A 12,793-nucleotide genomic window follows, 5' to 3' on the forward strand; every position below is an offset into this window, starting at 1 on the left:
TCAGGACAATGCGCCAATTTCGTCCGCCGGCGCCATGGCGAAGAAGCGTCCACCTGATGAAAGGCCGAACATGGCCTTGCCGTCGATGTCGCGGATTTCGCCGAGATCGGCAAGGTCGTAGAATAGCGCGCGGTTCACCCGGGCCCACAGGTCCGCCCGCACATGCACATAGGGCTTGAGGCCTTCGGAGGCGCCGATCTCGAAACGCATGGGATGGTCGGGGCCGGCTGTCGTCCAATCGTCGACATTGGTGCGGAAGGAAAGGGTGCGCGCATCGCCTTCACCCTCGACGCGCAGTTCGACGGCGATGAAAGGCACGTCCTCGACCTCGATGCCGACGCGTTCTACCGGCGTCACCAGCACATAGCGCTCGGGATCGCGCCTGAGGATCGAGGCGAACAGCTTGACGAGTTCGATACGGCCGATCGGGCTCTTCATGTAATGCCAGGAGCCGTCGCCGGCGATCCGCATGTCGATGTCGCCGCAGAAGGGCGGATTCCACAAATGCACCGGGCGTTCGCCTGCCTGCCTGGCCGCCTTGGTCAATCCGGTGAGATCGGTTTCGGCCATCGCAATACTACTCGTGATAAAACGGACGTGAAAACGACATGGAAGCTCTCGCTCCTGCCTTAGTTGGTCTCTAATATCGGGGGATACAAGGGAATCGCGCAAGCGTTCCCGATCCCTCAGCGCCCTTGGGCGTATTTACAGCGAGGCATGATGACCGCCGACACTGCCACCAATCTTGACGAAGCCATCATCCGATCGGCGGAAAACACGGCAGAACTCATCAAAAAGGCGCGAGAAGCGGTTCATACCGTGATTTTCGGCCAGGATGCCGTCGTCGATGGCGCCCTGATCACCCTGCTTTCGGGCGGCCACGGCCTCCTTGTGGGCGTGCCTGGCCTCGCCAAGACCAAGCTTGTGGAAACCCTTGGCATCGTGCTCGGCCTTGACGCCAAGCGCGTGCAGTTCACTCCGGACCTGATGCCCTCCGACATTCTGGGCACCGAGGTGCTGGACGAGAATTATGGCGGCACCCGTACCTTCCGCTTCATTCGCGGGCCGGTCTTCGCCCAGCTCCTGATGGCGGACGAGATCAACCGCGCCTCGCCGCGCACGCAGTCTGCCTTGCTGCAATCCATGCAGGAATACCACATCACGGTGGCGGGCGACCGGCACGACCTGCCCAAGCCCTTCCATGTGCTGGCGACCCAGAACCCGCTCGAGCAGGAAGGCACCTATCCGCTGCCCGAGGCTCAGCTCGACCGTTTCCTGATGCAGATCGACGTGCCCTATCCTCAGCGCGAGGAGGAGAAGCGCATCCTTTTGTTCACGACCGGCGCCGAGGAGATACCGGCGCGCCAGGCCATGAATGCTGAGGATCTCCTTTCCGCCCAGCGCCTGGTGCGTCATCTGCCTGTCGGCGAATCGGTGGTCGAGGCCATCCTCACTCTGGTGCGCTCGGCTCGCCCTGGCGAGACGGCGGAGCTGGCCGGCAAGATCGCATGGGGTCCCGGTCCGCGCGCCAGCCAGGCGCTGATGCTGGCCGTGCGCGCCCGTGCTCTGCTGCAGGGGCGTTTCTCGCCTTCCATCGACGATGTGGCGGCGCTCGCCGAGCCGGTGCTCAAGCATCGCATGGCGCTGAGCTTTGGAGCCCGCGCCGACGGCGAGACCGTCGAGAACCTGATCGGGCGCCTCGCGCGTAAACTGGGCTGAGCCCCATGGCGGTATCCACCCGGCTCGTCAGCGAACAGGCGGCCCTCAAGTCGGTCGGTGTGCAGCAGGCTGCCCTCGATCTCGCGCAGGCCATGCCCAGGCTCGCGCTCGAGGCAAGGCAGGTTGCGGCCACCGCGATGCATGGCCTGCATGGCCGCCGCCGCGCCGGGCAGGGGGAGAATTTCTGGCAGTTCCGTCACTTCGCTTCCGGAGAGGCGGCATCCAGTGTCGACTGGCGCCGCTCGGCACGGGGCGATGCGCTCTATGTGCGTGAGCATGAATGGGACGCCGCGCAGACGCTGTGGCTGTGGGTCGATCGCTCGGCCTCGATGAATCTCGCATCCAGCCTCGCCCAGACCTCGAAGATCGAGCGCGCGCTGATGCTCTGCCTCGCCCTTGCCGATCTGCTGGTGCGCGGAGGCGAGCGCGTCGGCCTGATCGGCGTGGTGAGGCCTTCCTCGCAACGCGCCATCATCCAGAAGCTGGCTCTTGCGATGATGACTGCCAAGGAGGAGCCCTCCGGCCTGCCTGATCGTATCGCCCTGGCGCCACGTAGCGAAGCCATCCTGATCGGCGATTTCCTCGGCGAGCCCGAGACGCTCGCTGCCACAATCGGGGCGCTCGCCAGCCGCGGCGCCCGCGGTCATCTGCTCGTGATCGCCGACCCGGTGGAAGAGACCTTCCCCTTCGCCGGCCGTACCGAGCTGATCGACCCCGAAAGCGGCGGCAAGTTCCTGGCCGCCCGCGCCCAGGATATCCGACAGGCCTATGAGACGCGCCTGGCGGCCCATCGCGACGCCGTGCGCGCGGTCGCGCGCCGTTTTGGCTGGAGCATGACGCTCCACCGCACCGACAGGCCGGCCTCGCAGGCCGTGCTTGCCGTGCATCCCCTCCTGCAGCAGGGCGCCCGCTGATGTTCGGTACGCTCGCCCTCGCCTCTCCCTGGATGCTGGCAGCCCTGGTGCTGCTGCCGGCGATCTGGCTGCTGCTGCGCCTCATTCCGCCGCGCCCGCAGCGGATCGACTTTCCGCCGCTGCGCCTGCTCTACGATCTCATGCCACGCCAGCGCGTCGCCGCACGCTCACCCTGGTGGCTGACGGCGCTGCGCCTGCTGCTGGCGGCGTGCGTGATCGCCATGTTGGCGGTGCCCATCCTCCGGCCGTCGGCCCATACCGGCCTGCCGCGCTCCGGTCCGCTGCTCCTACTGGTCGACAATGGCTGGGCTGCGGCGTCCAATTGGGATCTGCGCAAGAGCGTTATCCAGGCGACGCTGCAGACCGCGGAGCAGGATCACAGGCCCGTAGCGCTGGTGGCCCTGGCCGAGCCGGTGAGTGATCTTTCGCTCAGTCCGGCTGCCGCGGTGGCAGAGAAGCTCGCAGCGCTCAATCCCGAACCCTGGCAGGCCAATCGGGGCGTTTTCGCCAAGGCGATCGGGGATTTCCTGCGCGCCGAGCCCGATGCCGAGATCGCCTGGTTTTCCGACGGATTGGCCGGTGCCGATGACAATGCCTTCCTCAAGGCCCTCGCCCCCTCGGGCGAGGAGGGCAAGGTCACCGTCTATCGCGACAGCACCCACGACGTGCTGGCCCTCGCCGGCGCCAACAACGCGCCTTCCGGCGTCTCGGTGCGCGTCCTGCGCACAGGCACGCTCGAGGTGCCCCTGAAGGGAAGCGTGCGGGCGCTCGATCTCAAGAGCCTCCCGGTCGGCCAGGCCGACTTCATCTTTGCGCCCGGCGCGAGCGAGACCACCGCCACGCTTGATCTGCCCGTCGATATCCGCAACGACATCGCCCGCATCGAGCTGGTCGGCGCCAATTCGGCGGGCTCGGTGCAATTGCTCGACCGCAATTGGCGCCGCCGCGTGGTGGGCATCGTCTCTGGTCAGGATCAGGACGTCAGCCAGCCGTTGCTGTCGGCCAATTATTATCTGGGCCGCGCCCTCCAGCCCTTTGCCGATGTGCGTGCGGCCCAGGGCACGTCGCCGAGCGAGGCGATCGACCGCTACATCGACGACAAGCTGCCCGTGCTCATGCTGGCCGATGTCGGCAATCTCGGCCCCGCCGAGGACAAGTTATCGTCCTGGATCGACAATGGCGGCGTGCTGGTACGCTTCGCCGGCTCGCGCCTTGCCGCCGCTGAAAATACGCTGCTCCCAGTCAAGCTGCGCGAGGGCGGACGCACGCTCGGCGGCGCCCTCTCCTGGGAGAAGCCGCAGAAGCTCGGCAGTTTCGACGCCAACGGCCCCTTCGCGGGCCTCGCCGTACCCGAGGACATCACGATCAACCGCCAGCTTCTGGCCGAGCCGGATATCGACCTGCCCGGCAAGACCTGGGCGACGCTCGCCGACGGCACGCCGCTAGTGACCGCGGAAAAGCGGGGCAAAGGGCTTCTCGTGCTCTTTCACGTGACGGCCGATACCACCTGGTCCAACCTCGTGCTTTCCGGCACCTTCCCGGAAATGCTCCGCAAGGTGGTCGGATTGGCGACATCGGGCCCGGCTGCCGATGCGAGCGCGGCCGGGGCGCCCGCATCCAGCACCGCCCCGGTCTTTGCTTCGCCCAGCCGGACGCTGGACGGGCTGGGTGCCTTCGAGGTGCCGCCGGCCACTGCTCAGCCGGCACGGGTGGACCAGCCGGGAGTCGGACGTGCCGACCATCCGCCGGGGTTCTATGGCCCGCCGGACGGTCTGGTGGCAGTCAACGCGCTGGCGCCAAATGCCTACCTGAAGCCGCTGGAATTTGCGCCTCTGAATGCCACGTTCGAGGCTTATGCCGTGGCCAAACCGGTGGCGCTCGGCCCAGCAATCCTGGTCTTCGCGCTGGTTCTGCTGATGGCGGATGCCCTGATCGTATTTTTCATGTCCGGTGGGCTGTCACGCCTCACCCGGGCGGGAACGGGCGCGGCCGCGCTTGTCTTGTTCGCTATGGTGCTGGCGCTGCCGCATGAGGCCCATGCCCAGTCGCGCCCCTTCGATGCCGCGCTGAGAACGCGCCTCGCCTACGTCGTCACCGGCGACAAGGAGACCGACGACACCAGTCTCGCCGGTCTCAAGGGACTGACGGCCTATATCACCGAGCGCACCGCTTTGGAGCCGGGCCCGCCCGATGGCATCGATCTGGCCAAGGACGAGCTTGCCTTCTACCCGCTGATCTATTGGCCCATCGTTCCCGGCCAGGATCCGCCACCGCCGGCCGTTATGGCGCGTGTGGATGCCTTCATGAAGTCGGGCGGCATGGTCATCTTCGACACGCGCGATGCCGTGCAACGCGACGCCGGGCAGGCTGATACGCCAGCCGGCGACACGCTGAAGCGACTGCTCGCCGGGCTCGACATTCCCGAGCTCGAGCCCGTGCCACCCAAGCATGTGCTGACCAAGACCTTCTACCTGCTCGACAAGTTCATGGGCCGCTACGATACAGGCGAGACTTGGGTGCAGGCAACGCCCCAGACGGCCGACGACGCCGACAAGCCGGTACTGGATGGCGATGGCGTCTCGCCCATCATCATCACCTCCAACGACCTCGCAGGAGCCTGGGCTATCGACGACAACATGAACCCGTTGTTCCCGGTCTCGACCGGTCTGGAACGCCAGCGGGAACTTGCCTACCGCGCCGGCGTCAACATGGTGATGTATGCGCTGACGGGCAACTATAAGGCCGACCAGGTCCATGTACAGGACCTCCTGGAAAGGCTCGGACGCTGATGGGCGATTTCTCCCTGCAATTTGCCCCGCTGCTGCCTTGGGCCGCGATCATCGCTCTGGCCTGCGTAGCGGCGGTCGTCGCCCTCCTTGGCATCGTGGCCCGCCTGCGCGCGGCCTGGCTGCGCACAGCGATGCTCGGCCTGTTCCTGCTGGCGCTGTGCGGCCCCATCCTGTCGCGCCAGGACCGCGAGCCCTTGCCGAACGTCGTTGCCCTGGTGGTCGATCGCTCGGCCTCCCAGGGTATCGGTGATCGCACCAGTCAGACCAACGAGGCGCGCGATGCCATCACCCGGCAGGTGAAAGCGCTCGGCAATGTCGATCTGCGCGTGGTCGAGGCCAGCGGCGACCCCGCCAGCGCCGACGGCACGCGACTCTTCGGCGCGCTCTCGAACGCACTTTCGGACGTGCCGCCCGACCGGGTCGGCGGCGCCGTCCTCCTTACCGATGGCGTGGTGGACGACGTTCCCGCCCGTGCAGCCGAACTTGGCTTCAAGGCACCCGTGCATGGCCTGATCACCGGCGTGCCCGACGAACGCGATCGCCAGATCTCGCTGGTCGAGGCGCCTCGTTTCGGCCTGGTCAAGCAATCGACCACCATCCGCTTCCGCATCACCGACCACGGGCCGAACATGCCCTCGACCGCAACGGTTGTCTTGCGCCGCGACGGCGAGGAGATCGCGCGTACCAGCGTGCCGGTGGGCGAAGTCTCCTCGCTGCAGGTGCCGATTGACCATGCCGGCCTCAACGTGGTCGAACTGGAGGCCGAGACGGTACCGGGCGAGCTCTCGCCGGTGAACAACCGTGCCGTGCTGGAGATCGAAGGCATTCGCGAGAAGATGCGCGTGCTGCTCGTTTCCGGCGAGCCCAATGCAGGCGAGCGCACCTGGCGCAACCTCCTCAAGGCCGATGCCAATGTCGACCTCGTGCATTTCACGATCCTGCGCCCGCCCCAGAAAGGGGACGGCACGCCGATCAACGAGCTCTCGCTGATCCAGTTCCCGACTCATCGCCTGTTCGATGAGGAGATCCACCGCTTCGATCTCATCATCTTCGACCGCTATGCCCAGGAGGGCCTGCTGCCTTCGGCTTATTTCGACAATATGACCGAGTTCGTACGCAATGGCGGGGCGATCCTGCTGGCTTCCGGCGCCGATTACGCTTCCGAGAACAGCCTGTGGGGCACGGCGCTTGCCGATATCCTGCCTGCGGCGCCTACGGGCAACGTGCTCTACCAGCCCTACCGGCCAGCGATTAGCGATCTCGGCAAACGCCATCCCGTGACGCGCGATCTGCCGGGTTCCGGCGCCAACCCCCCGGCGTGGGGGCAGTGGTACACCACGGTCGAGACCAATCTGCGCGAGGGCACCGCCGTGATGTCGGGGGCGCAGGGCGCGCCGCTGCTGGTGCTCGCCCATCAGGACAAGGGGCGGGTGGCGCTGCTGCTCTCCGACCATGCCTGGCTGTGGGCGCGCGGCTATGAGGGCGGCGGACCCTATGTCGACCTCCTGCGGCGCCTGTCGCACTGGCTGATGAAGGAGCCCGATCTCGACGAGGAGGCCCTGCGCGCCAAGGCCAATGGCCGCGACATCACCATCGAGCGTCAGACCATGGCCGACAGCGTCGCGCCGGTGGATCTCACGGGGCCGAATGGCGAGAAGGCGCGGCTGACCCTGAAGCCGGAGAAGCCCGGCCTGTGGACGGCGGACTACACCACCGACACGATGGGCATCTGGCATGCACAGGATGGCGCGCTGCAGGCCATCACCAATGTCGGTCCGGCCAATCCGCGCGAATTCCAGGATCTCATCTCGACGCCCGATCGCCTGAAGGAGGTCGCCAAAGAAACCGGCGGCACCGTGCAGCGCCTCGCCTCCGCTGCGGGTTTTGCGGTTCCGGCCGTGCGCGCCGTCGGCGACGGCTCGCCCTATGGCGGCGATGGTTGGATCGGCCTGAAGCGCAGCGAGGCCACGGTGGTGCGCGGCATCGCCTCCTTCCCACTCTTCGCCGGCTTGATCGGCCTGGCGCTGCTACTGGGCGGCCTATCGATGATGTGGGCGAGGGAAGGGCGGTAATCCCAAAGCAAGGCGCGCTCAAGCGTAAGAACGCTTCTTTGCCTAACTCCTTGTTCAGACGCATCTTTGCGGTTCTTGACGATTCCGTCTAATCGCAAAATACTTTGGGAGCGCGGACGTCCCTCCAACGCGCTCTTGAGCGTCGTAGGAACGTCCGCGGCTGCCGACAGGCGGTAAAAAAAGACGGCGCTCGCCGCGATGCCAGATGCCCTTACGATTCGACTCTTGCGCCCTCACGCACTACGTTAGGAATATGAGTTCTGGTGCTGCCCTTCCTTAAGGGAAGAGGCCGAGGATGCAATGATGCGCAGTGACGAGATCCGGCCGAAAACGCTTGCCAAGCGCCATGCGGAACGGCGGGCGCAATTGTCCTCGGGTTTCCGGCGCGAGAGCTTCACCTTGCCGCGCGAGGAAGCACGCGCCAAGGCCCGCGATTTCTTTTCGCGTTATCCCAAGGCCGCCTATATGACCGAGATCGAATATTGGGAAGAACTGCCGGATGGCCAAATCTTCGTGACGATGCGCCATCTGCCGACGGCTGACTGACGAACGTTAGCCGGAGCGCGGATGGCTAAGCGTGTCCTGATCACGGCGGGCGGCAGCGGCATCGGCCGGGCGGTGGCCGAGGCCTTCGAGGCGACGGGTGCGCGCATCTGGGTTGTCGATGCCGACGGTACGGCACTCATCGCCTGTCCCGCCGCCTGGCGCAGGAGTCGGCTCGACGTCACCGACGAGGCCGCCGTCAGCCATATGTTCGAGCAGCTCCAGGCCGAATGGGGCGGTCTTGACACGCTTTGCGCCAATGCCGGCGTCGCCGGGCCGACTGCCCTGATCGAGGATATCGAACTGGAAGCCTGGCGGCGCTGCCTATCGGTCAATCTGGAGGGCATGTTCCTCTTCGCCAAATATGCCGTGCCGCTGATGAAGGCGCAGCGCTCGGGCTCGATCATCCTCACCTCCTCGACGGCAGGCATCTATGGCTATCCCAATCGGGCGCCCTATGCCGCCAGCAAATGGGCGGTGAACGGCCTGATGAAGACGCTTGCAATGGAACTCGGCCCTTTCGGCATCCGCGCCAACTCCATCTGCCCCGGCGCCGTGGAAGGGCCGCGCATGGAGCGCGTGCTCGCGCACGAGGCCGCCATCAAGGGCACCACGCGCGATGCCATCTATGAAGGCTACGCCAGCGGTACCTCCATGCGCTCCTTCATCTCCGCGAAGGATATCGGGTCGATGGCGGTTTTCCTGGCGTCCGAAGCGGCACGCTTCGTCTCAGGCCAGATCATTGCCGTGGATGGGCATACGGAGAACCCGGATCCGAAGGTGTGATCCACCGCCGGCCGGCTCAACCTGCTGCCGCCAACCGCCGCTGCCTTTCGATCCATCCGGCAACGGCCTTCCCGATCTCCTGCGGATGATCCTCCTGCAGATAATGCGCGCCGGAGGGGAGTTGCACGAACTCGCAATCGTGCAGGCCCGCAGCGAAGCGCTCCGCGAAGTCCGGTGCGATCAATGCGCCCGGATTGCCCGCGAAGAGGAGCTTGGGATAGCGCGAGGAGGTCAGGGCGTGGTGCGCCTCCTCCATTAGCGCATAGACGTCCGCGGGCTGGCCCTCGATCGGCAACTCATTGGGGAAGCGCCAGGTCGGCCGGCGGGATTGTGGCGTCGGGAATGGCGCTCGATAGACGGCCATTTCCTCTTCGCTGAGTGTGCGCAGTATGGCGCCCGGCAGAACGCCCTCGACGAAGGCGTTGTCATCGAGGATCAGCCGTTCGCCTTCTCCCGGCGTCCGGAATTTCCGGAAGATCTCCCTTTCCGCCGTTCTCCGCACGAAGTCCTCCCAGCTCGGCATGGGGCGGATGAATTCCATGAAGGCGAGGCCGCGCACGAATTCCGGCCGGCGCGCGGCGAGGTGAAAGGCGAGGGCGCTGCCCCAATCCTGCACCACCAGATAGGCCGAGGTGATGCCCATCCTCTCGAGGAAGGCGTCGAGATAGCGGACGTGATCCTCGAAGCGATAGTCGATGTCGGGCTTGCTGGATTGGCCGAAGCCGATGAGGTCGGGCGCGATACAATGGGCAAAAGGCGCAACCAGGGGCATGATGTTGCGCCAGATATAGGACGAGGTGGGATTGCCATGCAGGAAAAGCGCCACTGGCGCGCCAGGCCGGCGGTATTCGCGATAAGCCATGGTCGAGCCGAGAACGGGGATCTGCGGCAGGCTGATATCCGGTATCATGGGCGTTGCTCCTCGAAGACGGTGGCAAAGGCGATGCGTTTGAAGCGCTCCAGAGGCTCGGCCGTGCGGTCGACCTTCATGCGCAGGATCGCTCCCTCCCAGGAAGCGAGCAGGAATTCGGCGAGGTCGTCGGGCGTGAAGGTCTTGGCGATCTCCCCCGCGGCCTGGGCCTCGCCGATGCAGGCGGCGAAGGGCGCGCGCCACTCTGCGAAGATCTCGACGAGCTGGTCGCGCAGCATTTCGCTCTGCGGCGCGGCCTCGAGGCTGAAATCGCCGATCAGGCAGCCGCGGGTGAAATGGTCCTGCGCCAGGCGAGCCGTGATGATGTCGAGATAGCGCCGCAGGCGCTGGCGTGGTGTCAGGCTGGTATCGTCGAGCGCTTCGCTGACCACGCTCTTCAGATTCTCGAAATAGCGTGCCAGCACGAGACTGGCGAAGCCCTCCTTCGAGCGGAAATGATTGGTGTAGGAGCCGAGCGGCGCGGAGGCCTCGGCTGCAATGTCGCGCACGCCGGCGCCGACATAGCCCTTCCTGAACATCACCCGGATGCCGGCGTCGATGATGCTGTCGCGGTGGGATGCTTTGGCCATGACTCATAATGCGTACGAACGTATTGAGAGTCAATCACGATTTTTCAAGTTGAATTCGCCGGCCGGGAAGGCAAGTCTCACGCCCAATCGCAGGAGGAAATCGCCATGGATGTCGGTCTGAAGGGGCGCCGTGCCCTGGTTTGCGCGGCCAGCAAGGGCCTTGGACTGGCTTGCGCCACCGCTCTCGCCCGGGAGGGCGTCGCGGTCACCATCACTGGACGCACGCTCGCTACCCTGGAGAACGCGGCGGCCGGCATCCTGGAGCAAACAGGCGCGCAGGTGTCGATCGCCCCGGGCGATATCGCGACGCCAGAGGGGAGGGCGATGGCGCTCGCGGCGTGTCCCGAGCCCGATATCCTGGTCAACAATGCCGGCGGACCGCCGCCCGGCGACTTCCGGGATTGGCAGCGCGAGGACTGGCTCAAGGCGCTCGATGCCAACATGCTGACGCCGATCGAGCTGATCAAGGCAGTGGTCGACGGCATGATCGGCCGGCGCTTCGGGCGCATCGTCAACATCACCTCCTCCGCCGTGAAATCGCCGATCCCGACGCTCGGCCTCAGCAATGGCGCGCGCTCGGGGCTCACGGGGTTTCTTGGCGGGCTGGCTCGGCAGGTGGCGCCCTACAATGTGACGATCAACAATCTGCTGCCTGGCTCATTCCTTACCGACCGCCTGCGCAACATGAGTGTGGCGGCGGCACAGGAGAACGGCCTCACGCCGGAGGAGGAGATGGCGGAGAGCACCAGGGCCATCCCCGCCGGGCGTTTCGGCGATCCCGCCGAGTTCGGGGACGCCTGCGTCTTCCTCTGTGCGTCGTCGTCAGGCTATATCGTCGGCCAGAACCTGCTGCTCGACGGCGGGGCGTTCAGGGCGTCGTTTGGGTAACCCTGGGAGCGCGGACGTCAGGGCCATTTCACCGCGGGCGGCATCGAGGACAGGATCGATTCGACATTGCCGCCGGTTTTGAGCCCGAATAGCGTGCCGCGGTCATAGAGCAGGTTGAACTCCACATAGCGCCCGCGCCGCACCAATTGTTCCTCGCGGTCGGCATCGCTCCAGCGTGTGGCGAAGTTGCGGGCAACCAACTCCGGGTAGACGGCGGCAAAGTTCTTCCCCACGGCCTGCGTGAAGGCAAAATCCGCAGTCCAGTCGCCGGAGGCCAGGCCGTCATAGAAGATGCCGCCGATGCCGCGCGGCTCGTTGCGGTGCTTGAGGAAGAAATAGTCGTCGCACCATTTCTTGTAGCGTGGATAGTCCGCGACCTCGTGCGCCTCGCAGGCTTCGCGCATGGCGGCATGGAAAGCTCTGGTGTCGGGGTCACCCTGCGTGCGCCGGCGGTCGAGCACGGGGGTCAGGTCCGCGCCGCCGCCGAACCAGGCCTTGGTGGTGACCACGAAGCGCGTGTTCATGTGCACGGCGGGCACATTCGGGTTCCAGGGATGGGCGATCAGCGAGATGCCCGAGGCCCAGAAACGGGGATCCTCGCCGGCGCCCGGGATCTCCTGGCGGAATTCAGGCGAGAACTCGCCATGCACGGTGGAGCAATGCACGCCCACCTTCTCGAATACGCGGCCCTTCATCATCGCCATGACGCCTCCGCCGCCGGCGCTGCCGGTGTGGTCGGTGCGCTGCCAGGGCTTGCGGACGAAACGCCCGGGCTTGGTGCCGGTCGGCGCCAGCGTATCGGGAAGCTCGTCCTCCAGCCGCTCCAGCGATTGGCAGATACGGTTGCGCAGTTCCTCGAACCAGGCGCGGGCTTCATTTTTGCGGGAATCGAGGTCGGCGGGATAGTCAAGCAATTCTGTTGTCATGCCACCTCTATACGTCATCTCGTCGGGCAGGCAATTGCGCCAGATCAACCCAGGGCCAATGATTATACGCCAATCAGGCAGGCGTTCCGCCAGGCAGCCCCTGGAATCCGCTTGTTTGCCGCAGGGCCTCTCCCATCACCATGGCCGCTGTTACGGCGACATTCAGCGAACGGAAGCCAGGGCGCATGGGCACGATGATGCGGGCGTCAGCCGCGTCATGCACGCTTTCGGGCACGCCCGCTGATTCCCGGCCGACCAGAAGGATGTCGTCGGCAGTAAAGGCGAATTCCGTGTAGGGTGTGGCACCCCTGGTGGTCAGCAGCACGAGGCGGCGGCCGCTGGACGCGCGTCGGGCCTCGAAGGCCGCGAAAGAGGCGTGGCGCACGATCTCGATCCGGTCGAGATAGTCCATGCCGGCCCGGCGGAATGCGCGGTCGGAAACCGGAAAGGCGGCGGGCTCGATGATATCGGCGCTCACGCCCAGGCACGCGCACAGCCGCAGCATCATGCCGGTGTTCTGCGGGATGTCGGGCTGGTAGAGCGCGAGGCTTAGTGGCATTTCCATATTCGCTTGCGGTGGCCGAACGCCCCGGGTTGCCGGTCCGTCAGCACACGTAGACGGGATTCGGTACGAATGGCGTTGATGTCATGCGACA

At 65.7% G+C, this 12,793-nt stretch carries 12 protein-coding genes; 7 read left to right on the forward strand and 5 right to left on the reverse strand.

Features of this window, described 5'->3' with window-relative positions; translation table 11 throughout:
- On the reverse strand, positions 1 to 570 hold the full coding sequence (locus ACMDCR_RS11175) for a DUF1285 domain-containing protein (RefSeq protein ID WP_413992596.1): 570 nt from the start codon (positions 568 to 570) through the stop codon (positions 1 to 3).
- Between the two features lie 150 nt (positions 571 to 720).
- On the opposite strand from ACMDCR_RS11175, the gene ACMDCR_RS11180 reads away from it, so the two are divergent.
- The 6 genes from ACMDCR_RS11180 to ACMDCR_RS11205 all read left to right on the forward strand — a co-directional run bounded on the left by ACMDCR_RS11180 (position 721) and on the right by ACMDCR_RS11205 (position 8,823).
- Positions 721 to 1,719, forward strand: a complete 999-nt coding sequence (locus ACMDCR_RS11180; protein WP_413993590.1) for an AAA family ATPase — start codon at positions 721 to 723, stop codon at positions 1,717 to 1,719.
- A 5-nt stretch (positions 1,720 to 1,724) separates the two neighbouring features.
- Positions 1,725 to 2,633, forward strand: coding sequence for a DUF58 domain-containing protein (locus tag ACMDCR_RS11185; RefSeq protein WP_413992597.1), 909 nt, complete (start codon positions 1,725 to 1,727; stop codon positions 2,631 to 2,633).
- Positions 2,633 to 5,422: a DUF4159 domain-containing protein gene (locus ACMDCR_RS11190; protein ID WP_413992598.1), complete on the forward strand. Its 2,790-nt coding sequence runs from the start codon at positions 2,633 to 2,635 to the stop codon at positions 5,420 to 5,422. Before ACMDCR_RS11185 ends, ACMDCR_RS11190 begins: the two co-directional genes overlap by 1 nt.
- Complete coding sequence (locus ACMDCR_RS11195) at positions 5,422 to 7,494, forward strand: hypothetical protein (protein WP_413992599.1); 2,073 nt, start codon at positions 5,422 to 5,424, stop codon at positions 7,492 to 7,494. Before ACMDCR_RS11190 ends, ACMDCR_RS11195 begins: the two co-directional genes overlap by 1 nt.
- A 303-nt stretch (positions 7,495 to 7,797) precedes the next feature.
- On the forward strand, positions 7,798 to 8,040 hold the full coding sequence (locus tag ACMDCR_RS11200; RefSeq protein ID WP_413993591.1) for a hypothetical protein: 243 nt from the start codon (positions 7,798 to 7,800) through the stop codon (positions 8,038 to 8,040).
- A gap of 21 nt (positions 8,041 to 8,061) precedes the next feature.
- Positions 8,062 to 8,823, forward strand: coding sequence for an SDR family oxidoreductase (locus tag ACMDCR_RS11205; RefSeq protein ID WP_413992600.1), 762 nt, complete (start codon positions 8,062 to 8,064; stop codon positions 8,821 to 8,823).
- Between the two features lie 16 nt (positions 8,824 to 8,839).
- On the opposite strand, the gene ACMDCR_RS11210 is transcribed toward ACMDCR_RS11205, so the two are convergent.
- Complete coding sequence (locus tag ACMDCR_RS11210; protein ID WP_413992601.1) at positions 8,840 to 9,733, reverse strand: haloalkane dehalogenase; 894 nt, start codon at positions 9,731 to 9,733, stop codon at positions 8,840 to 8,842.
- Positions 9,730 to 10,323 (reverse strand): TetR family transcriptional regulator C-terminal domain-containing protein, encoded by a 594-nt coding sequence (locus ACMDCR_RS11215; RefSeq protein ID WP_413992602.1) that lies wholly within the window; start codon positions 10,321 to 10,323, stop codon positions 9,730 to 9,732. Before ACMDCR_RS11215 ends, ACMDCR_RS11210 begins: the two co-directional genes overlap by 4 nt.
- A gap of 105 nt (positions 10,324 to 10,428) precedes the next feature.
- On the opposite strand from ACMDCR_RS11215, the gene ACMDCR_RS11220 reads away from it, so the two are divergent.
- Complete coding sequence (locus tag ACMDCR_RS11220) at positions 10,429 to 11,211, forward strand: SDR family oxidoreductase (protein ID WP_413992603.1); 783 nt, start codon at positions 10,429 to 10,431, stop codon at positions 11,209 to 11,211.
- A 17-nt stretch (positions 11,212 to 11,228) separates the two neighbouring features.
- On the opposite strand, the gene hemF is transcribed toward ACMDCR_RS11220, so the two are convergent.
- Both hemF and ACMDCR_RS11230 read right to left on the reverse strand, forming a co-directional pair.
- Complete coding sequence (gene hemF, locus ACMDCR_RS11225; RefSeq protein ID WP_413992604.1) at positions 11,229 to 12,137, reverse strand: oxygen-dependent coproporphyrinogen oxidase; 909 nt, start codon at positions 12,135 to 12,137, stop codon at positions 11,229 to 11,231.
- Between the two features lie 73 nt (positions 12,138 to 12,210).
- On the reverse strand, positions 12,211 to 12,696 hold the full coding sequence (locus ACMDCR_RS11230) for a tRNA (cytidine(34)-2'-O)-methyltransferase (protein ID WP_413992605.1): 486 nt from the start codon (positions 12,694 to 12,696) through the stop codon (positions 12,211 to 12,213).
- Between the last annotated feature and the right edge of the window lie 97 nt (positions 12,697 to 12,793).

The organism is Labrys okinawensis (genome assembly GCF_047345005.1).
GTDB classification, from domain to species: domain Bacteria; phylum Pseudomonadota; class Alphaproteobacteria; order Rhizobiales; family Labraceae; genus Labrys; species Labrys okinawensis.

What these genes read in the sequence shown, in the direction of transcription:
- ACMDCR_RS11175 (WP_413992596.1), bottom strand. Translation starts at nt 570, where the DNA reads ATGGCCGAAACCGATCTCACCGGATTGACCAAGGCGGCCAGGCAGGCA.
- ACMDCR_RS11180 (WP_413993590.1), top strand. Translation starts at nt 721, where the DNA reads ATGACCGCCGACACTGCCACCAATCTTGACGAAGCCATCATCCGATCG.
- ACMDCR_RS11185 (WP_413992597.1), top strand. Translation starts at nt 1,725, where the DNA reads ATGGCGGTATCCACCCGGCTCGTCAGCGAACAGGCGGCCCTCAAGTCG.
- ACMDCR_RS11190 (WP_413992598.1), top strand. Translation starts at nt 2,633, where the DNA reads ATGTTCGGTACGCTCGCCCTCGCCTCTCCCTGGATGCTGGCAGCCCTG.
- ACMDCR_RS11195 (WP_413992599.1), top strand. Translation starts at nt 5,422, where the DNA reads ATGGGCGATTTCTCCCTGCAATTTGCCCCGCTGCTGCCTTGGGCCGCG.
- ACMDCR_RS11200 (WP_413993591.1), top strand. Translation starts at nt 7,798, where the DNA reads ATGCGCAGTGACGAGATCCGGCCGAAAACGCTTGCCAAGCGCCATGCG.
- ACMDCR_RS11205 (WP_413992600.1), top strand. Translation starts at nt 8,062, where the DNA reads ATGGCTAAGCGTGTCCTGATCACGGCGGGCGGCAGCGGCATCGGCCGG.
- ACMDCR_RS11210 (WP_413992601.1), bottom strand. Translation starts at nt 9,733, where the DNA reads ATGATACCGGATATCAGCCTGCCGCAGATCCCCGTTCTCGGCTCGACC.
- ACMDCR_RS11215 (WP_413992602.1), bottom strand. Translation starts at nt 10,323, where the DNA reads ATGGCCAAAGCATCCCACCGCGACAGCATCATCGACGCCGGCATCCGG.
- ACMDCR_RS11220 (WP_413992603.1), top strand. Translation starts at nt 10,429, where the DNA reads ATGGATGTCGGTCTGAAGGGGCGCCGTGCCCTGGTTTGCGCGGCCAGC.
- hemF (WP_413992604.1), bottom strand. Translation starts at nt 12,137, where the DNA reads ATGACAACAGAATTGCTTGACTATCCCGCCGACCTCGATTCCCGCAAA.
- ACMDCR_RS11230 (WP_413992605.1), bottom strand. Translation starts at nt 12,696, where the DNA reads ATGCCACTAAGCCTCGCGCTCTACCAGCCCGACATCCCGCAGAACACC.